This window comes from Enterovirga rhinocerotis (genome assembly GCF_004363955.1).
Taxonomy (GTDB): Bacteria; Pseudomonadota; Alphaproteobacteria; order Rhizobiales; family Beijerinckiaceae; genus Enterovirga; species Enterovirga rhinocerotis.
This window is the reverse complement of the sequence record NZ_SNZR01000013.1, coordinates 945,033-966,115: the sequence shown is the minus strand read 5'-3', so window position 1 is coordinate 966,115 and position 21,083 is coordinate 945,033. Positions and strand designations below refer to the sequence as shown.

The 21,083-nt window shown below is 68.9% G+C and carries 20 protein-coding genes; 10 read left to right on the top strand and 10 right to left on the bottom strand.

What is annotated here, in order from left to right:
• The first annotated feature begins 114 nt into the window (after positions 1-114).
• Genes EV668_RS16320 through EV668_RS16305 form a run of 4 tightly spaced genes read left to right on the top strand, consistent with a single transcriptional unit; the run spans position 115 to position 5,752 of the window.
• Positions 115-2,676: an ABC transporter ATP-binding protein gene (locus EV668_RS16320; protein WP_133771847.1), complete on the top strand. Its 2,562-nt coding sequence runs from the start codon at positions 115-117 to the stop codon at positions 2,674-2,676.
• Positions 2,677-2,687: 11 nt separating this feature from the next.
• Entirely contained in the window at positions 2,688-3,542 is an 855-nt protein-coding gene (locus tag EV668_RS16315) for an MBL fold metallo-hydrolase (RefSeq protein WP_133771845.1), read from the top strand.
• Between the two features lies 1 nt (position 3,543).
• The gene (locus EV668_RS16310; protein WP_133771842.1) at positions 3,544-4,551 is read left to right on the top strand and encodes an MraY family glycosyltransferase; all 1,008 of its coding nucleotides are present in this window, start codon (positions 3,544-3,546) and stop codon (positions 4,549-4,551) included.
• Positions 4,552-4,597: 46 nt separating this feature from the next.
• Positions 4,598-5,752 carry an aminotransferase gene (locus EV668_RS16305; RefSeq protein WP_133771840.1) on the top strand — a complete coding sequence of 385 codons (1,155 nt, stop codon included), beginning with the start codon at positions 4,598-4,600 and terminating at the stop codon, positions 5,750-5,752.
• Positions 5,753-5,783: 31 nt separating this feature from the next.
• Here EV668_RS16305 and EV668_RS16300 read toward each other — a convergent pair whose 3' ends face one another.
• The gene (locus tag EV668_RS16300; protein WP_280960114.1) at positions 5,784-7,199 is read right to left on the bottom strand and encodes a GGDEF domain-containing protein; all 1,416 of its coding nucleotides are present in this window, start codon (positions 7,197-7,199) and stop codon (positions 5,784-5,786) included.
• Between the two features lie 361 nt (positions 7,200-7,560).
• Here EV668_RS16300 and EV668_RS24870 point away from each other — a divergent pair, with 361 nt between their 5' ends.
• The gene (locus tag EV668_RS24870) at positions 7,561-7,785 is read left to right on the top strand and encodes a hypothetical protein (RefSeq protein WP_166652506.1); all 225 of its coding nucleotides are present in this window, start codon (positions 7,561-7,563) and stop codon (positions 7,783-7,785) included.
• An 85-nt stretch (positions 7,786-7,870) separates the two neighbouring features.
• Positions 7,871-8,830 (top strand): agmatinase, encoded by a 960-nt coding sequence (gene speB, locus EV668_RS16290; protein WP_133771834.1) that lies wholly within the window; start codon positions 7,871-7,873, stop codon positions 8,828-8,830.
• 33 nt (positions 8,831-8,863) lie between these two features.
• Here the strand turns inward: speB and EV668_RS16285 are convergent, their stop codons facing one another.
• Entirely contained in the window at positions 8,864-9,349 is a 486-nt protein-coding gene (locus EV668_RS16285) for an Lrp/AsnC family transcriptional regulator (RefSeq protein WP_133771832.1), read from the bottom strand.
• Between the two features lie 116 nt (positions 9,350-9,465).
• Between EV668_RS16285 and hppD the strand changes: the two genes are divergently transcribed.
• The 4 genes from hppD to EV668_RS16265 all read left to right on the top strand — a co-directional run bounded on the left by hppD (position 9,466) and on the right by EV668_RS16265 (position 13,992).
• Positions 9,466-10,587 (top strand): 4-hydroxyphenylpyruvate dioxygenase, encoded by a 1,122-nt coding sequence (gene hppD / locus EV668_RS16280; RefSeq protein WP_133771830.1) that lies wholly within the window; start codon positions 9,466-9,468, stop codon positions 10,585-10,587.
• A gap of 155 nt (positions 10,588-10,742) precedes the next feature.
• Complete coding sequence (locus tag EV668_RS16275) at positions 10,743-11,723, top strand: tripartite tricarboxylate transporter substrate-binding protein (protein ID WP_133771828.1); 981 nt, start codon at positions 10,743-10,745, stop codon at positions 11,721-11,723.
• A 237-nt stretch (positions 11,724-11,960) separates the two neighbouring features.
• Complete coding sequence (locus tag EV668_RS16270) at positions 11,961-13,127, top strand: acyl-CoA dehydrogenase family protein (RefSeq protein WP_133771826.1); 1,167 nt, start codon at positions 11,961-11,963, stop codon at positions 13,125-13,127.
• A 10-nt stretch (positions 13,128-13,137) separates the two neighbouring features.
• Positions 13,138-13,992 (top strand): HTD2 family dehydratase, encoded by an 855-nt coding sequence (locus tag EV668_RS16265; protein WP_133771824.1) that lies wholly within the window; start codon positions 13,138-13,140, stop codon positions 13,990-13,992.
• Between the two features lie 120 nt (positions 13,993-14,112).
• On the opposite strand, the gene EV668_RS16260 is transcribed toward EV668_RS16265, so the two are convergent.
• The 8 genes from EV668_RS16260 to EV668_RS16225 all read right to left on the bottom strand — a co-directional run bounded on the left by EV668_RS16260 (position 14,113) and on the right by EV668_RS16225 (position 21,064).
• On the bottom strand, positions 14,113-14,733 hold the full coding sequence (locus EV668_RS16260) for an RraA family protein (protein ID WP_133771822.1): 621 nt from the start codon (positions 14,731-14,733) through the stop codon (positions 14,113-14,115).
• Positions 14,734-15,098: 365 nt separating this feature from the next.
• Positions 15,099-15,965 (bottom strand): fumarylacetoacetate hydrolase family protein, encoded by an 867-nt coding sequence (locus EV668_RS16255; protein WP_133771820.1) that lies wholly within the window; start codon positions 15,963-15,965, stop codon positions 15,099-15,101.
• 29 nt (positions 15,966-15,994) lie between these two features.
• Positions 15,995-17,026: a 5-methyltetrahydropteroyltriglutamate--homocysteine methyltransferase gene (locus tag EV668_RS16250; protein WP_133771818.1), complete on the bottom strand. Its 1,032-nt coding sequence runs from the start codon at positions 17,024-17,026 to the stop codon at positions 15,995-15,997.
• A gap of 26 nt (positions 17,027-17,052) precedes the next feature.
• The gene (locus EV668_RS16245) at positions 17,053-17,718 is read right to left on the bottom strand and encodes a polysaccharide deacetylase family protein (protein ID WP_133771816.1); all 666 of its coding nucleotides are present in this window, start codon (positions 17,716-17,718) and stop codon (positions 17,053-17,055) included.
• A 3-nt stretch (positions 17,719-17,721) separates the two neighbouring features.
• On the bottom strand, positions 17,722-18,531 hold the full coding sequence (locus EV668_RS16240; RefSeq protein ID WP_133771814.1) for an ABC transporter permease: 810 nt from the start codon (positions 18,529-18,531) through the stop codon (positions 17,722-17,724).
• Positions 18,532-18,541: 10 nt separating this feature from the next.
• Positions 18,542-19,342 (bottom strand): ABC transporter ATP-binding protein, encoded by an 801-nt coding sequence (locus tag EV668_RS16235; RefSeq protein ID WP_133771813.1) that lies wholly within the window; start codon positions 19,340-19,342, stop codon positions 18,542-18,544.
• Positions 19,321-20,082: an ABC transporter permease gene (locus EV668_RS16230; protein WP_133771812.1), complete on the bottom strand. Its 762-nt coding sequence runs from the start codon at positions 20,080-20,082 to the stop codon at positions 19,321-19,323. Before EV668_RS16230 ends, EV668_RS16235 begins: the two co-directional genes overlap by 22 nt.
• A gap of 1 nt (position 20,083) precedes the next feature.
• Complete coding sequence (locus EV668_RS16225) at positions 20,084-21,064, bottom strand: ABC transporter substrate-binding protein (RefSeq protein WP_133771810.1); 981 nt, start codon at positions 21,062-21,064, stop codon at positions 20,084-20,086.
• Between the last annotated feature and the right edge of the window lie 19 nt (positions 21,065-21,083).

Sequence of the window (21,083 nt, the reverse complement as noted above, 5' to 3'; positions counted from 1 at the left end):
CCGGACGGAAAGCCGCTTCTGCCGAGGCGCGAATGCGCCGAGCCCCCGGGCGCCGCGTTGCGCAAGAGACGCAAGGGCGGGTAACGTCGCCGCTCCCGCCCAGCCGAGATCCTTATGGAGCGCGATCCTCTCAGGCTGGTCTGGCGCGCCGCGCCAGGCCTGACCTCCCTTCTTGTCGTCCTCGCTCTGCTGGCGGGCCTGCCGCTCGTCCTGGCGGTGCTCGATCTCGTGAGCGTCGCGATGGATGCGAGCGCCGCCGCGCAATCCGGCCGCGATACGGTGAGCGTGCTGCGCTGGACGGTGAAGCTGCCCGACCGGATCAGCCAGGAGCCGGTGGTCATTCTGCCCGGCATCCCGGTGGCGCGACGCGATCTGCCGCTTGCCTTGGGTGGAGGCCTCGCCCTCGCCGTCCTGGTCGCGGCCGTGCTCTGGTGGGTCGCGGCGGCCATGGCGGGGCGGATCGGGCGACTCACGCACGACCTTCTGGTCGAACGGATCAGCGACGGCATCGCCTCGGCTCCGGTCGCGGCCAGCGAGGACGCGCGCCACGCCGCCCTTCTCGCGGGTGCCGCGATCGGCGGCGATCGGCGGCTTCTCGGCGCTCTGCCGGCCGTTCCGGTCTTCGCTGGCGCCGTCGTGGTCGCCGCGCTCGCCTGGATCATCCTGCGGGACCTCGAAAGCACGGCCCTGCTGCTCGTGAGCCTGTGCGCCTCGGCCTTCGCAGCGAACCGGCTCGACGCGCTGCGCCGGCAGGTCACACTCTCGGGCCGAAGCGTCGCGACAACGCTGCAGCAGGATCTGATCGATCTCGCCCGCAACCTGTCCGCCGTCAGCCGCCACGGCACCCAATCCTCCGAGAAGGACCGGATCGCGGAGGACCTCCGCCCATCCGCCCGCCTGACCGACCGCCTCGAACGGCGGCATGCGGCGCTGGCGGCCGGAACCATCGTGCTGATGCTCGCAGGCCCCGCCGCCGTCCTCGCCGCGACGCTGTGGGCCGCGCGGGCGCATGGCCTGTCCGCGGGCGGATCGGCCTCGGCGACGGTCGCGGCGGCCATGGCGGTCGGCGCCCTCGTGATCCACCGCACGGGTCGGCGGCAGCTCGACGAACTGCGTCCCGTCTTCGCCGAACTCGCACGCCTCCTCGGGGGCTTCCAGTCGCGTCGCCGCAGCCGGGATGAAACGCCTCTACCGGCGTTGGGGCCGGTCGAAATCGCCGATCTCGCCACTCCGCCGTCACCGGACGGGCGTTTGGCCGGGACGAGCGGCGGCTTTTTCCTGCCCGCGCACATCGCCCTCGAAGGTCCGCGCGACGGCGGCGCGCGCAGCTTCGCGGCTGTGCTCGGCGGCCAGGTCGCGCCCACGCGCGGCCGCCTGACCCTCGCCGGCCGCGATCTGCGCGATGCCGACGGCGCCTGGCACGCACGCCACCTCGCCTTTGCGGGGGGCGAGACCTATCTCTTCGCCGGCTCTCTCCTGTCGAACCTGCTCTACGGCTCGAGCGGCGACGTCGAGGCCGAGGCGCGCCTGCCCGATGCATTGCGCGTGGCGGGCCTCGACAGCATGGTTGAGCGGCGCGGGCTCGGGGCCAAGCTCGACCCCAGGCGCGAGCCGCGTCTCGCGGAACGGCTGGTCGAGGCGAGGCGGGCGCTGCGCGCCTCGCTGGACGAAGCGGGCCAATCCGCCCTCGTCGAGCCGTTCGATCCCGCGCGCTACAATCCGCACGCCACGATCGGCGAGAACATCCTGTTCGGCGCCGCGATCGGCGACACCTTCCGCGAGGACCGCCTCCCCTCGCATCCCTTCATGCGCAGCCTCCTGGATGCGGAGGGCCTCACGCGGCCGCTCGCCGACATGGGCGAAGCGATCGCCCGCACGACGCTCGAGATGTTTTCCGACATCCCGGAAGGGCCCTCGATCGTCGCCAATTTCTCGCTCGTCTCGTTCACCGACCGGGACGAGGTCGAACGGATTCTCGACCGGCGCGAGGCGGGGCAGCGGGGGGCGGCGTCCGGACGGGATACCGAACGGCTCATCGGCATCGCGCTACGCTACAGCGAAAGGCGGCATCGCCTGGGTCTGCTGACGCAGGAGCTCGAAGCTCCTCTCGTGCGCGTGCGGACGGCCTTCGCCGCGAAGCTTCCGAAAAGCCTCGAGCCCGCGGTCGAGATCTTCGATCCAGACCGGATCTGCGCGGCGGCCAGCCTTCGCGACAATCTCCTGTTCGGTCGCATCGCCGACGATCGCGCGGCGGCCGAACGGACCGTGATGACCCATGTCCGCCGCATCCTCGACCGGTTCGATCTCGAGCCGGAGGTCATCCGGATCGGCCTCGCGGCCCGTCTCGATCCCATCGATCCGGCCATGTCGATGGCCGAACTCTCGGCCGTGGAGCTCGTGCGGTGCATCGTCAGGATGCCGGACAATCTTGTGGTCGAGCACGCCTTGGACCATCTTCCTCATGCAGAGGCCGTCGCGACCGTGCGGCGCCTCGCCGAGACCATGGCGGGCCGCGGTCTCGTGATCGCGCTGAGTGATCCCGTCGCCGCCGCCACGACCGACCTCTACGACGCCGTCCTCCGCTTCGAAGGTGGGCGCATCGTAGGCCAGCCAAAGGCGGCGCAGGGGCCCGCCATCGACGTTTCGGGGCTTCCGTCACGCGCGGAACCCCTCTAGCGAGTTGCGTGATGAGTGATGCGACGCCAAGCGCAGGGGCGCTCACCGTAAAATTCTGGGGCGTCCGGGGTTCGATCCCGGCTCCGGGCGGAGCTTTCGAGGAATTCGGAGGCAATACGCCGTGCGTCGAGGTGCGCTGCGGCACACGCCTGTTCGTGATCGATGCGGGCTCCGGAATCACGCCGCTCGGGCTCGAGCTTCTGAAGCGCTCCTGCCCCCAGGAGATCGACGTCTGCCTCAGCCATCTCCACCTCGATCACGTCAGCGGGCTCCCCTTCTTCAAGCCGGCGCTTCATCCCGAGAACCGGATCAGGCTCCATTGCGGCAACCTGCGCGGTGAAAGCGCGGAGGAGGCCTGCGACCGGCTGTTCTCGCCTCCGCTCTTCCCGATCTCGCTGGGGCAGTTGCCGGGGAAGTTCGTCCATCATGGCTTCAAGGCCGGCGACGACCTCGACTTCGGCGACGGTTTCGTCGCCCGCACCATTCCGCTCAACCATCCCGGTGGCGCGACCGGCTACCGCTTCGATTTCGGCGGCCGGGGGATCTGCTACATCAGCGACATCGAGCACAGCGATCCGTGGCCGCCGCGCGACCTGACCGATTTCGTGCGCGGGTCCGATCTCATCATCTACGACGGCATGTTCTCGGAGACCGAGTACATCCGTTGCCAGGGCTGGGGACATTCGACCTGGCAGAAGGGCGTCGATCTCGCCAAGGCCGCGGAGGTCGAGAACCTCGCCGTCTTCCACCTGCATCCGATGCACGACGACCGCTATCTCGAAGAGGTCGAGCGCGAGATCAAAGCCGAGATGCCCGGCGCCTTTCTCGCCCGCGAGGGGCTCGTCCTGACCTATCCGGCGCGCTGAAGTGCAGCCCGCATCGGCTTATGCCGCCGCCCTCGTCGGGGCGGCCTTGCTCTCGGCCGGCCTGATCCGCCTGCTCCATCCTCTCCTGGTGCGCTACGCGCTCGCCCGCCCGAATGCGCGCTCGAGCCATCGCGTGCCGACGCCGCAAGGCGGAGGGATCGCCGTGGTCGCGGCGGCCCTCGCGCTCGGCCTCGGCTGTGCGGCGGCCCTCGCCGGGGCGGCGGCGCTCCCCGCGCTGGTGGGGCTCGCCGCGGCGGCGATCATTCTCGCCGCACTCGGTGCCGCCGACGACATCCGTCCCCTGCCCGCCCTGCCTCGCCTCCTCGTGCAGATGGCGGCCGTCGCCGCGATCGTCTGGCTCGCCGATCCCGCCCGGATCCTGCCGGAGGCGGTCCCGCTTCCGGTCGAGCGGGCGCTCCTCGTCCTCGCCGGGACCTGGTGGGTCAATCTCGTCAACTTCATGGACGGGATCGACTGGATCACCGTCGCCGAATTCGTCCCGCTCTGCGGGGCCATCGCGATCGCAGCCCTCGCGGGGCTCGTCCCGGTCGCAGTGGGTGCGATGGCCGCGGCCCTCTGCGGAGCGCTGCTCGGCTTCGCGCCGGCTAACCGCCCCGTGGCCCGGCTCTTCCTGGGGGATGTCGGCTCCCTCCCGATCGGGCTCCTGACGGGCTGGCTGCTGCTCTCGCTCGCCGGCTCCGGCCATCTCGCGGCGGCTCTCCTCCTGCCGCTCTACCACGTGATGGACGCGACCCTGACGCTGCTGCGCCGTGCGCTTCGCCGCGAGCGCGTCTGGGAGGCGCATCGGAGCCACTTCTACCAGCGCGCCACCGATGCCGGCTTCCGGGTGATCGAGATCGACGCGCATATCGTCGTCCTGAACCTCGTCCTCGCTGGCCTCGCCGCCGCGACCATGCTCTGGCCGGCGACCTCCTGGCCGGCCCTCGGCATCGGCCTCGGCCTGACGGCCCTTCTCCTCCGTCGTTTCATTACGCCCCGTTCTGTTTAACGAACAACCGTGCTAGACGAGCCAGCTCGACGACGGGACGCCGCCCATGAATCCTATCTACGCCGATCTGCCGACCACCGTGTTCGAGACGATGTCGGCGCTGGCCCGCGAGACGGGCGCGGTCAATCTCGGTCAGGGCTTCCCGGATGATCCCGGTCCGCTCGACGTGCGCCGCAAGGCCGCCGAGGCCGTGATCGAAGGCTGGAACCAATATCCGCCCATGATGGGGCTTCCCGAACTGCGCGGCGCCATCGCCGCCCATTACCGGCACTGGCAGGGGCTCGATCTCGATCCGGCGAGCGAGGTGATGGTGACGTCGGGCGCGACCGAGGCGCTCGCCGGAGCCCTCCTCGCCACCGTCCGGCCGGGCGACGAGGTCGTGCTGTTCGAGCCGATGTACGACGCCTATCTGCCCCTCGTCCGGCGGGCCGGCGCGGTGCCGCGCTTCGTCACGCTCCAGCCGCCGCATTTCCGGCTGACGGAGGAAGCGCTCGCTGCCGCCTTCACCGACAGGACGCGGGCGGTCCTCTTCAACAATCCGCTCAACCCGACCGCGACCATCTTCCCCGACGAGGACCTCGAGCTTCTGGCGCGGTTCTGCGTGAGGCACGACGCGGTCGCGATCTGCGACGAGGTCTGGGAGCACGTCGTCTTCGACGGCCATCGCCACCGGCCGCTCATCGCGTTCCCGGGCATGCGCGAGCGGACGATCAAGATCGGCTCGGCAGGCAAGATCTTCAACCTGACCGGCTGGAAGGTCGGGTTCGTGATGGCGGCGCCCGAGATCGTGAAGGTGCTGGGCAAGGCGCACCAGTTCCTGACCTTCACGACGCCGCCGAACCTCCAGGCCGCCGTGGCCTACGGCCTCGGAAAGGAGGATTCCCATTTCGAGGACATGCGGCGGGATTTCGCGCGGGCGCGGGACCGTTTCACGGCCGGGCTCGAAGGGCTCGGCTTCCGCGTCATCCCCTCCCGCGGCACCTATTTCGTGAATATCGACATCGGCGCGAGCGGAGAGACCGACGACGTCGCCTTCTGCCGCCGCCTCGTCATGGACCACGGCGTCGCGGCGATCCCGGTCAGCGCCTTCTATGCCGAGGGGAGCGTGCGCAGCGTCGTGCGCTTCTGCTTCGCCAAGCGTGACGAGACACTGGACGCCGCGCTCGAGCGGCTGGCCCGGGTGAACCGCCGCGCCGCATAGAGCGCGCTGGAGCGGCAGGCTCCGCCGGGACCTACTGCCCGCGCCCGGCGCCCCCGGCGGGAGCGACGACGACGCGGTTCCGCCCCGCCTGCTTCGCTTCGTAGAGCGCCATGTCGGCGCGCTTCAGGAACGCCTCGAAATCGAGTTCCCCGGCAAAGCCGGCGAGCCCGACCGACACGGTCAGCCGAGCGCTCCGCCCATTCGGAAGGGCGGCAGCCGAGGCCTCCATCCGGCTGCGGATCCGCTCCGCGATCTTGAGCCCCAACTCGAGATCGGCCTCGACCAGCAGGATCGCGAATTCCTCTCCGCCGTAGCGGAAGGCGAAATCGGCCGGCCGGATGGCACTCACGACGATCGACGCCGCGTGCTGGAGAGCGATGTCGCCGCCATCATGCCCATGCGTGTCGTTGACGACCTTGAAATGGTCGATGTCCAGCAGAAGCGCGCAGAGGCCCTTGCCGACTCCGGACCGCTGCAGAGCGATCTCGCGCATGAGCACCGGCGGCAGGAACCGGCGATTGAGGAGATGGGTCAGTTGATCGCGCCCCTTCTCCAGCTCGAGATGGGTGTCGAACAGATTGTTCAAGGCGAACCGGATCGTCGCGAGTTCCGCCTCGATGCGCTGGATCCCCTCCAGCGTCGCGGGCCGGCCAGAGGCTGCCGCCGCCGAGAGCGCCGGCAGGAGTTCGCCGTCGATCCGCCGGGCCGACGCGACGATCCGTTCCAGTTCCGTGTCCCTGTCGAACAGAAGCGGCGCCTTGTGCGTGAGCCACAGCCCGAACTCGGATCGGTCGATCCGGTTCAAGCTTTCCGCCCAGGCGTCCTGATGGACGGAGAGCAGCAGCCGATGGCTCCATTCCAGGAGCGCCGCGCGCTGCCTTTCGCGCTCGAGGCCGAGATTGAGGCTGAGAGCATGAAGCCGATAGGCCTCGCCGAGACGGGAGAGGGAGGCGACGTTGCTGTGATAGCTGACCTCCCGGATCTCCATGCAGGTGCCGACAAGCATGACCACGAACCGCATCGACGGGACGAGCTGGTCTGCCGGCAGCGGCGTCGCGGCCAGCCGATCGATGAACCACAGGGTCAGCTTGTGCAGGCCTCGGGAGATGGCATGCGGCGGATAGCCGACCCGCGCCATCATGCTGCCGATCCGCATCTGCCGGTCGCAGAACGCGTCGGCGGACATCGCATTGAAGTTCATCAGCTCGCCCAGCCAGGCCATGAAGGCGCCGGTGAGTTCCTCACGGCTTGCGGGCGTCGACAGCACAGAGGCGATCTGCGGATCGCTTTCGAGGTAATGCCTGTAGTGGCTCTCGAGCTGATCTCGATTGCTCAGGATAACGGTCTGCACAGCATCAAGGATCTCCCGAGGGGTCGTCCTGATGAGATCGCTCCACTCATTCCCGGATCGTCTGACTGACTCCAGCTTCGCAGATGATGAATTCATGATTGGCGTGACCGTGACACTTCGCGCGACTCGCGGCAGCTCTGCCCGAATCAAGGGTAAAAGATAGACGAACCGCCGACGGCTGTCCTTTTCTGAGACGTCGTCTCCCGAGGAGCGCTGCCCACGCGGAAGCCCGTTCAGGCCGATCGTGATCGCAGCACCAATCTCGTGTTGCTCCGGAGCGCCGCCTCGGCAACGGTCCGCATGATCGATTCGGGGAGCTGACATGCGGATTTTGGCACTTGCACCATGCGCGGCGGCGTTTTTCGCCCTGATGGGGGCCGGCTACGATTCGGCACGAGCCCAGCCCGCCCCGGCGGCTCCCGCGAAGGGTCAAGTCCAACACAGCCCGGCCCCCGACGTGGCTCGGTCCGACAAGCAGGCCCAGGGCGCCCTGTCCCCGGCAGAAGTGCGCGAGCTCCTCGCGGCCATGCGGGAGACGGCCAAGGCCTCGCGCGAGAACGTCGATTACAACCGCGTCGTGCCGGACATCCTGACCCAGATCCTGAACAAGCTCGACAAGCTGGAGGACAAGCTCGACAAGATCGAGAACGCGGTGAAGGGACAGGCCGGGCGGAAGCGCTGAACGCCCCGCCAAACGCCTGACACACCGGCGGGCGAGCCTGCCCGTTCCGGCCGCGATGGCGGCCGGATTTCCCAGGAGCATCGGGATGACCTCCGAACGTCCGAACCTTCTCGTTCCGCGCTTCGCGGGCGTCGCGAGCTTCATGCGCAGCCCGGTGCTCGCTGATCCCGGCGAGACCGACATCGCGATCCTCGGCATTCCCTTCGACGGCGGCACGACCAACCGTCCCGGCGCCCGGCACGGTCCGCGCGCCGTCCGCGACCAGTCCACCCTGATGCGGCGCCTGCATCCGGTGACGAAGCGGAGCCCGTTCGACCTGTGCCGCATCGGCGATCTCGGCGACGTCGCCGTCAATCCGGTGGACGTGGCCGCGACGCTCGCGGCGATCACGGAGCGGATCGCCGAGATCCTCGCGGCGGGAGCTGTGCCCCTGTCGGTCGGCGGCGATCATCTCGTTTCCCTGCCGATCCTGCGGGCGGTCGGGCGGGACCGCCCGGTCGGCCTCGTCCATGTCGACGCGCATAGCGACACCTGGGACAGCTTCTTCGGCAGCCGCTACACCCACAGCACACCCTTTCGGCGCGCCGTCGAGGAGGGTGTGCTCGATCCGCACCGGACGATCCAGATCGGCATCCGGGGCTCGATGCATGCCGCCGAGGACAACGACTGGGCGCTGGCCCAGGGCATCCGCATCGTCACGATGGACGAATTGCGCGAGGGGGGCATCGATCGCGCGATCGCCGAGGCGCTCCGGATCGCCGGCGGAGGCCCGACCTATCTCTCCTTCGACATCGACGCGCTCGACCCCGCCTATGCGCCCGGCACCGGAACGCCCGAGATCGGCGGCCTGACCTCCTACGAGGCCCAGCGTCTGGTGCGGGGGCTCGGCCCGCTGGACCTCGTCGCTGCCGACCTCGTCGAGGTGTCGCCGCCGCTCGACGTCGCCGACCTGACGGCGCTCACCGGGGCCAGCCTCCTGTGGGAGATGCTGTGCCTCCTCGCCGATGCCCGCATCCGGCGGGACGCCCGCGCCGAGCGGAGTTGAACCGGCGCCGCGACGCGCGGGGCCGGGCCGGATTCAGACGTCCCTCGCCCCCAGCGGCAGCGGAGCCGCATCCTTCAGCGTGTCGAGCACCACCGACGAGCGCACGCTCGCGACGCTCTCGTGCGGCAGGAGCGCGCCGTTCACCACCTCCGACAGTGCCTTGAGGTCCGGCACGATGATCTTGAGCAGATAGTCGCTGTCTCCGGTCATCGAGAAGGCCTCCAACACGCAATCGAGCCCCTGGACCAGATCGACGAAGCGCCGGGCATTGTCGCGGCTATGCGCGGCGAGCGTGACGCGGGTGAAGACCGTCACCGCGAGGCCGAGCGCGGCCGGATCGAGATCGGCCCGGTAGCGGCGGATGATCCCCTCCGCCTCGAGCCTGATCCGCCGGCGCGAGCATTGGCTCGCCGAGAGGTGCACGCGGTCGGCAAGGTCCTGGTTGCCGAGACGGCCGTCCGTCTGAAGCGCCGCGAGGATCTTGAGATCAAACGCGTCGAGTTCGACAGAATTGCTCATCCGGCGCGGCCTTCATGCACGATCCGCGCACAGGATAGCGTGAGCACGCGCCGTTTTGCACGCCCGTCGCGCGTCGGACGTGCTGTCCTGGCCGGGTCCAGGTCATGGAGGACGCCATGGGTCCCTATCCGCACGACGCTCCGCCGCCGGCCATCGACGCGGCCAATCCGATGGGAACCGACGGCTTCGAGTTCGTCGAATACGCTCATCCGAACCCCGCCGAGTTGCACGCCCTCTTCGCGACGATGGGGTTTGCCCCCGTGGCACGGCACAGGACGAAGGCGGTGACGCTCTATCGCCAAGGTGACGTGAACTACCTTGTGAACGAGGAGCCCGGTACGCATGGCCACCGCTTCGTCGCGGAGCACGGGCCCTGCGCGCCGTCGATGGCCTTCCGCGTCGTCGATGCCCGGCTCGCCTACGAACGAGCCCTCTCGCTCGGCGCGGAGCCGGCCGATCCGAAGGACGGCGCGGGCGTTCTGGACGTGCCGGCGGTGAAGGGCATCGGCGGCTCGCTGCTCTATTTCGTCGAGACCTACGGTGCGAAGGGCTCGCCCTACGAGGCCGAGTTCGACTGGCTCGGCGAACGCGACCCGAAGCCGGAGGGGCTCGGCCTCTTTTATCTCGACCACCTCACGCACAATGTCCGCCGGGGCCGGATGGGGGTCTGGGCGGGTTTCTACGAGCGCATCTTCAACTTCCGCCAGATCCGCTACTTCGACATCGAAGGGAAGATGACGGGGCTCTATTCCAAGGCCCTGACCAGCCCCGACGGCAAGATCCGCATCCCCATCAACGAGGATGCCGGCGAGAGCGGCCAGATCGAGGAATACCTGCACGCCTATAACGGCGAGGGCATCCAGCACATCGCCTGCGGCTCGCGCGACATCTACGCGACGATCGAGGCCCTGCGCGCGAGGGGCCTCGCCTTCATGCCGCCGCCGCCGCCCGTCTACTACAAGCGCGTCGAACGGCGCGTGCCCGGCCATGGCGAGCCGCTCGACCGGATGGAACGGTGCGGCATCCTGATCGACGGCGAGGGCGTGGTCGAAGGCGGCAGCACGAAGGTCCTGCTCCAGCTCTTCTCGTCCAACGCGATCGGGCCGATCTTCTTCGAGTTCATCCAGCGGAAGGGCGACGACGGCTTCGGCGAGGGCAATTTCAAGGCGCTCTTCGAGTCGATCGAGGAGGATCAGATCCGCCGCGGCGTGCTGAAGGCTCCCGAAGCGGCGGAATAGGTCGGGCGCCGACCGGGCGCGGCTCCGATCGTCCGGTGGGGCGCGGCCTTGCGCACGCGTCGAAGGTCGACTTGATCGCGCTCTCCTCCTTGCGCCAGGGTGATGGCGACACGGCCCGCCGGAAGGGCCGGTCCATCCAGGGAAGGAACCCGAGCATGTTCACGCGAAGAGCTGCCATTCTGGCGGCCGCGTTCGGCCTCTCCATCGGCGCGGCGCAGGCCCAGACCTATCCGACCCGCCCCGTGACGATGGTCATTCCCTTCGCGGCCGGCGGGCCGACCGACGTCGTCGGGCGCATCATCGCCGACCAGATGTCGCGCTCGCTCGGCCAGACGGTCGTGGTCGAGAACGTCGTCGGGGCGAGCGGCCAGACGGCGAGCCTGCGCGTCTCGAGGGCCGATCCCGACGGCTATTCCTTCCTCATCGGCCATACCGGCACCCACGCGGCCGCCGTCGCCCTGAACCCGAAGCTCCGCTACGATCCGCTCCAGGATTTCACGCCGGTCGGCCTCGTCAACACGAACCCGATCCTCGTCGTCTCCAGGAAGGACCTGCCGTCGACCGACCTCAAGAGCTTGGTCGCCTATCTGAAGGAGCAGGGCAGCAAGGTGACGAACGCCCATGCGGGGATCGGCTCGGTCTCTCACACGACCTGCCTGCTCTTCAATTCGATCATCGGGGTGAAGCCGACCGAAGTGCCCTATCGCGGCACGGGGCCGGCCATGAACGACATCATGGGCGGCCAGGTCGATTACCTCTGCGACCAGATCGTCGGCGTCGCACCGCAGGCTCAGGCCGGCACGATCAAGGCCTACGCCGTGGCGCAGAAGGAGCGGGCGCCCTCGCTTCCGGATACGCCGACCACCGCGGAAGCCGGGCTGCCGGAGTATCAGGTGCAGGTCTGGAACGCGATGTTCCTGCCGAAGAACACGCCGCAGCCGATCGTCGACAAGCTCAACGCCGCCCTCGTGGATGCCCTCAACCACCCGAACACCAAGACGCGCTTTGCCGAACTCGGAGCGGACGTGCCCGAAAAAAGCCTCTCGACGCCTGCCGGGCTCCAGGGTTTCGTCAAGGCCGAGATCGATCGCTGGACGCCGGTGATCAAGAAGGCCGGCGTGACGATGGGCCAATAGAAGCGCCCTCGCGGCCGGATCGCGTCGTCGCGCCGGTCCGCCTTCCCCTCCTGGCCTGAGCGCGCCGGATGCGCTCCACCGCCATCGGGCGCCACCTGCGGGCGGCACCCGGTGGCGCCGGGATTCGATTGTTTCGCCTCTCCCCCTTGGCTGGCCGAGCCCAAAGCCTGTAGGGATGCGGCGCCGCCTTGCCGCGATAAGGTCGGACAAATCGAAAAAGGGACCGAGGGCACATCCATGCAGACCACGGCAGGCCAGGGCTTCGACGAGATCCGGGATGCGATCCGCGCGCTCTGCGCCGAGTTCCCGGCCGAGTACCATCGCAAGATCGACGAGGCCCGCGGCTACCCTGAAGAGTTCGTCGAGGCGCTGACGAAGGCCGGCTGGATGGCCGCCCTCATCCCCGAGGAATATGGCGGATCGGGCCTCGGCCTCACGGAAGCCTCCGTGATCATGGAGGAGATCAACCGCTCGGGCGGCAATTCCGGAGCCTGCCACGGCCAGATGTACAATATGGGCACGCTCATCCGGCACGGCTCGGAAGAGCAGAAGCGGCGCTACCTGCCCAAGATCGCGACCGGCGAACTCCGCCTCCAATCGATGGGCGTGACCGAGCCGACGACCGGCACCGACACGACGAAGATCAAGACGACGGCGGTCAAGAAGGGCAACGACCGCTACGTCGTCAACGGGCAGAAGGTCTGGATCAGCCGTATCCAGCATTCGGACCTCATGATCCTCCTCGCGCGCACGACGCCGCTCGACCAGGTCCGCAAGAAGTCCGAGGGCATGTCGATCTTCATCGTCGACCTGAAGGATGCGGTCGGCAAGGGGCTCAAGGTCAATCCCATCCTGAACATGGTCAACCACGAGACCAACGAACTCTTCTTCGACGATCTCGAGATCCCGGCGGAGAACCTGATCGGCGAGGAAGGCCAGGGCTTCAAATACATCCTGACCGGCCTCAACGCCGAACGCACCCTCATCGCCGCCGAATGCATCGGCGACGGCTACTGGTTCATCGACAAGGTCACGGCCTATGCCAAGGAGCGCGTCGTCTTCGGGCGCCCGATCGGGCAGAACCAGGGCGTCCAGTTCCCGATCGCCGACGCCTTCATGGAGGTCGAGGCGGCGAACCTGATGCGCTTCGAGGCCTGCCGCCGCTACGACGCGCACGAGCCCTGCGGCACCCAGGCCAACATGGCGAAGTATCTCGCCGCCAAGGCGTCCTGGGAAGCGGCCAATGCCTGCCTCCAGTTCCATGGCGGCTTCGGCTTCGCGGCCGAATACGACGTCGAGCGGAAGTTCCGCGAGACGCGCCTCTACCAGGTCGCGCCGATCTCGACGAACCTCATCTATTCCTACGTCGCCGAGCACGTCCTCGGCCTGCCGCGCTCGTTCTGAGGACGCAATCATGAGCGGGACGGACGCCCTCGACATCGATCATCTGCGGAGCTGGATCGGCCGCGAGGAGGTCCGGGAGGACCTCGTCACGGAGGACCTCGCCCGCAAGTATCACGCGATGTTCGACCGGCCGGCCGAGGCGCCGCCGGTGGGCGGGGTCGTCCCGCGCCTGATCCATTTCTGCCTGGCGCAGCCGGCCGTTCCGGCATCCGGGCTCGGGCCGGACGGCCATCCGAAGCGCGGCGGCTTCCTGCCGCCGGTTCCGCTGCCGCGGCGGATGTGGGCCGGCGGCAGCTTCGTCTTCCACGGCGACCTCGCCGTAGGCGATGCCGTCCGGCGGGTCTCTCGGATCGAGGACGTCGTCCTGAAGCACGGGCGCACCGGCGCGCTCTGCTTCGTCACGGTCTCGCACCGGATCGAAGCCGGCGACCGGGTCGTCGTCGAGGAGCGGCAGGATGTCGTCTATCGCGACCTCGATCCGCCCGGCGGCGCGGCCAAGGCGCCGCCGAAGGCCGAGCAGGGCCAGCACAGCCGGCCGATGACCGCCGATGCGACGCTGCTGTTCCGCTACTCGGCCCTGACCTTCAACGGCCACCGCATCCATTACGACCGCCGCTACGTGACGGAGGTCGAGGGCTATCCCGGGCTCATCGTCCACGGGCCGATGCAGGCGGCGATGCTCTGCGACTATGCCGGCGACCTGCGCGGCAAGCCGCCCGCCCGCTTCGCCTTCCGCGGCCTCTCGCCCCTCTTCGACGACGATGCCTTCTCGCTGCACGCCTCGCCCGACGGCGAGGGGCTGAAGCTCTGGACCGCGAAGGCCGACGGCACGCTGTGCATGACGGCCGAGGCGTCCTGGGACTGAGCAGGATCGGCGCCGCTTCCCGCTCCTCATCCTGAGGCGCTCGGCGAAGCCGAGCCTCGACGGATGCGTGCTTCGAGGCCGGCCTTCGGCCGGCGCTTCAGCATGAGGACGTCGAGTGGACTATTTCGCGTAGGCGCCCCGATACGTGCCGTCGCGGACGCTTTTGAGGATCTCCTCCTCCTTCTCCTCCTGCGCCGTCACGGCCGCGCGGAGATCAGCAGCGATCTCGGGGGAGAAGGCGACGACGCCGTCCTCGTCGCCGACGACGATGTCGCCCGGATGGACCACCATGCCGCCGATCGAGACCGGCACGCCCGTCTCGCCCGGGCCGTTCTTGTAGGGGCCGCGGTGGATGGCAACCCTCGCGAAGACCGGGAAATCGGAGCGCGCCAACGCGCCCGCGTCGCGGATGGCCCCGTCGATCACCATGCCCGCCGCCCCGCGTTGCTGGGCGATGGTCGAGATGATCTCGCCGATGAGGGCGCGGCTCGTGTCCCCTCCGCCGTCGACGACGAGCACGTCGCCCGGCCGGAACAGCTCGAGCGCCTCGTGGATGGCCCGGTTGTCGCCCGCCGCCGTCCGGATGGTGAAGGCGGTGCCCGCCATCGTCCCGCCGCGATGGAAAGGCCGGAGCCCGACCGCGCCCGCGAGGCGATCGAGGTTGTCGCTGATGATGGCGGTCGCCGCCGTCTTGAAGCGCGCCGGCCAATCGGTCGTCGAACCACTCGTTCCGTCTGCCATCCCAAACCCTCCCGGCGGGACGGCCTTGTGATCGACCTTCACGACGTCCCGATGCGATGTCCTAACGCCGCCCGAGGGGCGCCGCTAGCCATCCGCATCCATCCCGGCGACCAGCCGGATCGCCGGCTCGGAAAGCAGCGCCAGGGATGAGCAACCCTCCCCTGGAGGGGGAGGGTCGGACCGAAGGTCCGGGGTGGGGTGACGCGCGGTCTCCGCCTCGACGGCGCCGGCGATGGGACAAGGTGGTTTCACCCCACCCCGCCGGCTTCGCCGTCGACCCTCCCCCTCCAGGGGAGGGTGGGAAGAGCATCAATCGCGAGCTGCTCTCCCCAGAGAAGGGCTGAGCCCCCTCCCCTCAGCCGCCGTCAGGCCTCGTCGCGCACGGTGTTCCGCAGCGTGCCGACCTTCTCGATCGTCACCTCGACCGCGTCGCCCGGCTTCATGAAGACGGGCGGGTTGCGGGCATAGCCGACGCCGGCCGGCGTCCCCGTCACGACGACGTCGCCAGGCTCGAGCGTCATCGCCTCGGTCAGGATCTCGATCACCCGGGCGACGGGGAAGATGAAGTCGTGCGTGTTGCCGTCCTGCATGACCTGCCCGTTGAGCACGGTCGTCAGGCGGAGGCCGTCGGCGCCCTCGGGCAGTTCGTCGGGGGTGACGAGATCGGGGCCGAAGGCGCCCGTGCCGTCGAAGTTCTTGCCCATCGTCCACTGGGTCGCCTTGCGCTGGTAGTCGCGCAGCGAGCCCTCGTTGAAGAGCGAATAGCCGGCGATGATGCCGTAGGCGTCCGCGGCGCGGACGTGCCGCGCCTTGCGGCCGACGACGAAGACGAGTTCGCCCTCGTAATCGAACTTGTCCGAGGCGCGCGGCCGCACCAGCGGCTCGCCATGCGCGACGAGTGAGGACGCGCTGCGCATGAAGACGTCCGGATAGGCGAGCGGCTCCGCGCCGCCCTCCCGCGCATGGGCGGCATAGTTGCGGCCGATGCAGATGATCTTGCCCGGCCGCTCGATCAGCGGGCGGTAGGAGAGCGAGGCCTCGTCGAGCCGCGATGCGGCCGTCGCGTCCTTCGCCGCCTGGCCGGCGCGAGCCATCAGGTCAGGCCCGCCGGCGACCAGCGCGCCGACGCCGTCGGGGAGCGACGGGTCGATGGCGCGCAGGTCGTGGAGGCCGTCTTCCAACCTGACGGCGAGCGTGTCGCCCGCCGTCGTCCGGATCGAGGAGAAGCGCATGGATCGGGTTCCTGGCTGCGAGGCTGGGGCTACTGGATTTCGCGGCGCACGATCGCGGCGCCCTCGGCGAGAGACCGCAGCTTGCCGAAAGCGGCCTCGCGCGAGAGGTACTTCATGCCGCAATCGGGCGCCGGGACGAGCTTGTCCGCGGGAACGTATTTCAGCCCGGCCCGGATGCGCTCGGCCACGGTCTCCGGCGTCTCGACGCTCTTGTCGCCGAGGTTCAGGACGCCGAGCAGGATGGTCTTGCCGGCAAGGTCCTTGAGGACGCCGAGATCGACCTTCGGCTGGGCGGCCTCGATCGAGATCTGGTCGGCCGCGCAATCGGCGAGCTGCGGCAGGACGGAATAGCCGGACGGCTTCTCGCTCACCATCGCGGCGTAGCCGAAGCAGACATGGATGACGGTCGGCCCCTCGACGCCTTCCAGCGCCCGGTTGATCGCCTTGACGCCGTAGCGCGCCGCTCCGTCCGGCCGTCCCTGGAGCCAGGGCTCGTCGAGCTGGATCACGTCGGCGCCGGCGCGCTTGAGGTCCTTGAGTTCCTCGTTGACGACGGCGGCGAAGGCCATCGCCATCTCCTCCTCGTCGGCATAGAACTCGTTCTTCGCCTGCTGCGCCATCGTGTAGGGGCCGGGCAGCGTAAGCTTCACGGCCCGATCCGTGTTGCGGCGCAGGAACTCGATATCCCGCACCTCGACGGCCTCGCGGCGCCGGATCGCGCCGACCACGCGCGGCACGATCGTCGGCTTGCCCGTCCGCCCGATCACCTCGCCCGGATTGTCGTTGTCGATGCCCTCGAGCGCCGTCGCGAAGCGGTTCGAGTAGCTCTCGCGCCGCATCTCGCCATCGGTGATGATGTCGATGCCGGCCCGCTCCATGTCGCGGATGGCGAGGATGGTGGCGTCGTCCTGCGCCTGTTCGAGGAAGGGCTCGGGAACACGCCAGACGTCGCGGACGCGGACGCGCGGCACGAGCTTCGAGCCGAGGAGTTCGCGGTCCACGAGCCAATCGGGCTGGGGATAGCTGCCGACGACGGTCGTGGGGAGGAGCTTGTTCGACATCGGGTCTTCTCCGGAATCTTACGTGTTCAGGCGGAGCATTCGGACGGCGCGTCCGAGATGTAATCCGCGATGGGCTGCGTGATCCGGCCTCGCCGGATCGGCATCATCTCGGGCGGAATGTCCTGGCGGATCGCGATGCCGCGCGCCGCGAGGCCATCGAGGAAGCGCGGCAGATGCGCCATCGCGCCCGAGGGCAGGTCGTGCAGGACCATCACGGTCCGGCCCTGCTCCTCGCATTGCGACAGAGCGCGATCGACCCAGCCGTCGGGATCGGACCAGTCGCGCGGGATCGCTTTCCAGAGGACGCAGCTATAGCCGCCCTCGACGAGATGCTCGACGACCGAGGGCGAGAGCAGCGCCCGGCTGATGATGCCGCCATTGCCGTAGGGCCGGAACAGCCGGTCGGGATGCGACAGCTCGCCGATCAGATCCTGCGTGCGGCCGATCTCGGCCTCGGCGACGCCCGGCCCCGGCAGCAGCCCGAGCGGCTTCGAGTGGGTGTAGGTGTGGTTGCCGATCCAATGCCCCTCGTCGAACGCCCGCTCCGCGAGGGCACGCCGCTCCGGATCGGCGAGCTTCTCGCCGATCACGAAGAACGTGGTCCGGATGCCCCGCTCGCGCAGGATGTCCAGCACCCGGGGCGTGACGTCGGGCTCGGGCCCGTTGTCGAAGGTGAGCGTGAGGGAGCGCATCGATCAGGGCGCCGCGGCCGCCGAAGCGGAGCCGCGAGGCGCCTTGCCCGGGATCACGGGAGAGCGGCCCGACTGACGCCAGGCCGAGGTCCGGCGCTCGATGAGCTGGACGAGGCCGTCGAAGGCGATGGCGAGGATGAGGACGAGGAGGATCGCCGCGAAGACGCGCGGCGTGTCGAGCACCGTCCGGTAGCTCGTGATCAGGTAGCCGATCCCGGCCGAGGAGATCAGCATCTCGGAGACGACGACGCCCACGATCACGAGCGCGCCGCCGATGCGGAAGCTCGACAGCACCGTCGGGATCGCGGCCGGCACGACGACGCGCAGGATGCGCTGGGGCAGGTTCGCCCCCATCGAGCGGGCGGCCACCAGATATTGCGGGTCGATCGTCGCGATGCCGGCGGCCGTGCCGAGCATGGTCGGGAAGAAGCCGTAGATCGAGGCGAAGGCGATCTTCGATTCCGAGCCGATCCCGAACCAGGCGGTGAAGACCGGATAGAGGATGACCAGCGGCACCGCGTAGAGGCTGGAGAACAGCGGCAGCAGCAGCCGGCCGACCTTCGGGATGCTGCCGAGGATCGCACCGACCAGGATGCCGCCGCCGCAGGCGAAGACGAGCGAGACCGCGACCTCGCCGAGCGTCACGAGGAGATGGGAGGCGTAGGAGTGGATGTCGCCGAAGCCGGCGGCCAGCGTCTGGGTGAGCGGCGGCAGGAAGAGCGGCGCGATCAGCCCCGCGCGCGGCAGCCCCTCCCACAGGACGACGACGAGCGCGAGGATGAGCCAGCGCGTCTGTTTCGGGGTGAGGCTCATGACGTGCGCCTCAGGCCGCAGTGCGGATCTGGCGCCAGATCCGGTCGCGCAGCCGCCCGAAGATCTCCCCGCCCAGCATCTCGTAGGTGCGCGGACGCGGCAGATCGACCTTGATCCGGTCGATGATCCGTCCCGGCCGCGCCGACATCACCATCACCTCGTCGGCGAGATAGACCGCCTCGGTGAGGGAGTGGGTGACGAAGACCACCGTCTTCTTCGTCTCGGCCCAGATGCGCAGGAGTTCGTCGCCCATCGTCATGCGGGTCTGCTCGTCGAGCGCCGCGAAGGGCTCGTCCATCAGCAGCACGGGCGGGTCCTGGGCGAGACCGCGGGCGATCGAGACGCGCTGCTTCATGCCGCCCGAGAGTTCGTGCGGGTAGCGCGCCTCGAACCCCGCGAGACCGACGAGGTCCAGCCGCTCGCGGGCGCGGGCGAGCCGCTCCGTCTTCGGCAGGGTCCGCTTCAGCGAGAGCGGGAACTCGACGTTCTGCTCCGCCGTCAGCCAGGGGAACAGGCTCGCCTCCTGGAAGACGACGCCGACCCGGTCGGGATCGGGCTCGTCGATGGGCTTGCCTTCGACGAGGATCCGCCCGCCGCTCGGATGGCGCAGGCCCGCCATCATCATCAGCAGCGAAGACTTGCCGCAGCCGCTCGGGCCGACGAGCACGACGAATTTGCCGGGCTCGACGTCGAAGGACACGTCCTCGACGGCCACGACCGTATCGCCGGCCGCGCCATAGATCTGGCCGACGCCCTCAAGGCGTATCGCAGGGGTGGTGCGCAGTTCCGTCACGTTCGCCAATGTTCGCATCGTCGCTCCGCCCACCGGACGGCCTCGTTGAACAGGATCGCGATCAGGGCCACCAGGATCACGCCGGCGAAGAGCTGACGCATCTGGAAGTTCTCGCCCCAGGTCGAGATGGCATGGCCGATCCCGTCGCGGGAGGCATACATCTCGGCCAGGATCACGCCGGTGAAATTGAAGATCATCGCGATGCGCAGAGCCTCGAGCAGCACCGGCATCATGCTCGGCAGATAGATGCGCGAGACGATCTGAGAGCGCGTGGCGCCGAAGGAGCGCGCCACGGTGACATGGTCGGGCTTGACGGATTCGACCGCCGCCGCCGTGCTCATCGCGACGATGAAGACCGTCGAGAAGAAGCCGAAGCCGACCTTCTGGGCGAAGCCGATCCCGAAGGCCAGGATGAACATCGGCAGGAAGATCGATTTCGGGATCGAGAAGAGGAAGAACACGAGCGGCCGCAGCACCTCGCCCCAATAGCGGCTTTCCGCGATCAGGAGCCCGATCGCCGCACCGACCGGGACGGCGAGCAGGAACGCCACCGCGACCTCGCTCGCCGTGACCATGAGGTCGGCGCGCATCTTCGGCCGCCCGAGCAGCTCGAACAGCGTCGCGAGGGCGTCGCTCGCGGGCGGGAGGAGACGCGGATTGACCGCGCCCGTCCGCGAGAGAAGCTCCCACAGCCCGAAGAGCGCGACGACGATCGCCGTGCGCACCAGTGAGGCACGCTGGCGCTCCGAGAGCGTCATGTCACGCCTTCTTCGGGACCGGCACGAACCGGGCGTCGTAGATCTCGCTGGCCGGCGCCATGTTGGTCGGTCCGGCGAGCTTGGCGAGGTCGAGAGCCCGCTCGACCTGAACCGGATCGATGGCGCCATCGGTCAGGAGGTCGAGGATCGTGTTCTCGTATTCCAGCGCCGCGATCTCGGCCGTGACCTCGTTCGTCTCGGCGATCAGCTTGATCGCGTCGTCCCGGTTGGCGCGCAGATAGCCGACGCCGGCATAGAGCGCGTTGACCGCCTTCTGCACGAAGGCCGGCTTCTCCGCGATCAGCTTGTCCTGCACGATCCAGCCGGACGTCATGTTCTTCGGCACCGCCTTGGTGAAGTCGATCAGCACCTTGGCTTCGCCCTCCTTCGTCATCTTGAAGCTGAGGGGCGAATACAGAACGACGGCGTCCACATTGCCGGAGAGCAGGTTCGGCACGAGGCCGCCGCCCCCGAGCGGCACCTTCGTGAAGGTGACCTTGTGCTCGGCCATCGTCCAGGTGGCGAGAAGGTCCGAGGCCGAGCCGGCGGAGGTGATGCCGACCTTCTTGCCCGCGAGATCGGCGGCCTTCTCGAATTTCGCGTCCTTGCGGACCATCAGGAACCAGCCGTTATAGGCCGTCGTGGCGCCCGCGACGATCTTGGACTGCACGCCGCGCTTGCGGCCGGCCGCGACGAGCGACGGCGGATCGAGCACGATGTCGGCCGCACCGGCCGCGAGCGCCTCGAAGGCCTCGGCGCCGCCGCGATAGATCGTGAGTTCGGGCGTGAGGCCCTCCTTCTCGAACAGCTTCTGCGCCTTCGCGGCCTCGGCAACGATGGTCGGCCAATACGTCTTCGTGGGCAGGCCCACGCGCAGGATCTCGGATTTGGCCAGAGCCGGACGGCTCAGAACGCCCGTCGATACAGCGGCGGCCCCTGCCAGAAATTCGCGGCGTCCCAGCCGGCCATGCGTCCAATTCATCTCGTTCCCCCCTGTCCGG

What these genes read in the sequence shown, in the direction of transcription:
- EV668_RS16275 (WP_133771828.1), top strand. Translation starts at nt 10,743, where the DNA reads ATGTTCACGCGAAGAGCTGCCATTCTGGCGGCCGCGTTCGGCCTCTCC.
- EV668_RS16225 (WP_133771810.1), bottom strand. Translation starts at nt 21,064, where the DNA reads ATGAATTGGACGCATGGCCGGCTGGGACGCCGCGAATTTCTGGCAGGG.
- hppD (WP_133771830.1), top strand. Translation starts at nt 9,466, where the DNA reads ATGGGTCCCTATCCGCACGACGCTCCGCCGCCGGCCATCGACGCGGCC.
- EV668_RS16305 (WP_133771840.1), top strand. Translation starts at nt 4,598, where the DNA reads ATGAATCCTATCTACGCCGATCTGCCGACCACCGTGTTCGAGACGATG.
- EV668_RS16265 (WP_133771824.1), top strand. Translation starts at nt 13,138, where the DNA reads ATGAGCGGGACGGACGCCCTCGACATCGATCATCTGCGGAGCTGGATC.
- speB (WP_133771834.1), top strand. Translation starts at nt 7,871, where the DNA reads ATGACCTCCGAACGTCCGAACCTTCTCGTTCCGCGCTTCGCGGGCGTC.
- EV668_RS16245 (WP_133771816.1), bottom strand. Translation starts at nt 17,718, where the DNA reads ATGCGCTCCCTCACGCTCACCTTCGACAACGGGCCCGAGCCCGACGTC.
- EV668_RS16235 (WP_133771813.1), bottom strand. Translation starts at nt 19,342, where the DNA reads ATGCGAACATTGGCGAACGTGACGGAACTGCGCACCACCCCTGCGATA.
- EV668_RS16255 (WP_133771820.1), bottom strand. Translation starts at nt 15,965, where the DNA reads ATGCGCTTCTCCTCGATCCGGACGACGGCGGGCGACACGCTCGCCGTC.
- EV668_RS16260 (WP_133771822.1), bottom strand. Translation starts at nt 14,733, where the DNA reads ATGGCAGACGGAACGAGTGGTTCGACGACCGATTGGCCGGCGCGCTTC.
- EV668_RS16320 (WP_133771847.1), top strand. Translation starts at nt 115, where the DNA reads ATGGAGCGCGATCCTCTCAGGCTGGTCTGGCGCGCCGCGCCAGGCCTG.
- EV668_RS16240 (WP_133771814.1), bottom strand. Translation starts at nt 18,531, where the DNA reads ATGAGCCTCACCCCGAAACAGACGCGCTGGCTCATCCTCGCGCTCGTC.
- EV668_RS16315 (WP_133771845.1), top strand. Translation starts at nt 2,688, where the DNA reads ATGAGTGATGCGACGCCAAGCGCAGGGGCGCTCACCGTAAAATTCTGG.
- EV668_RS16285 (WP_133771832.1), bottom strand. Translation starts at nt 9,349, where the DNA reads ATGAGCAATTCTGTCGAACTCGACGCGTTTGATCTCAAGATCCTCGCG.
- EV668_RS16300 (WP_280960114.1), bottom strand. Translation starts at nt 7,199, where the DNA reads ATGAATTCATCATCTGCGAAGCTGGAGTCAGTCAGACGATCCGGGAAT.
- EV668_RS16230 (WP_133771812.1), bottom strand. Translation starts at nt 20,082, where the DNA reads ATGACGCTCTCGGAGCGCCAGCGTGCCTCACTGGTGCGCACGGCGATC.
- EV668_RS16250 (WP_133771818.1), bottom strand. Translation starts at nt 17,026, where the DNA reads ATGTCGAACAAGCTCCTCCCCACGACCGTCGTCGGCAGCTATCCCCAG.
- EV668_RS16270 (WP_133771826.1), top strand. Translation starts at nt 11,961, where the DNA reads ATGCAGACCACGGCAGGCCAGGGCTTCGACGAGATCCGGGATGCGATC.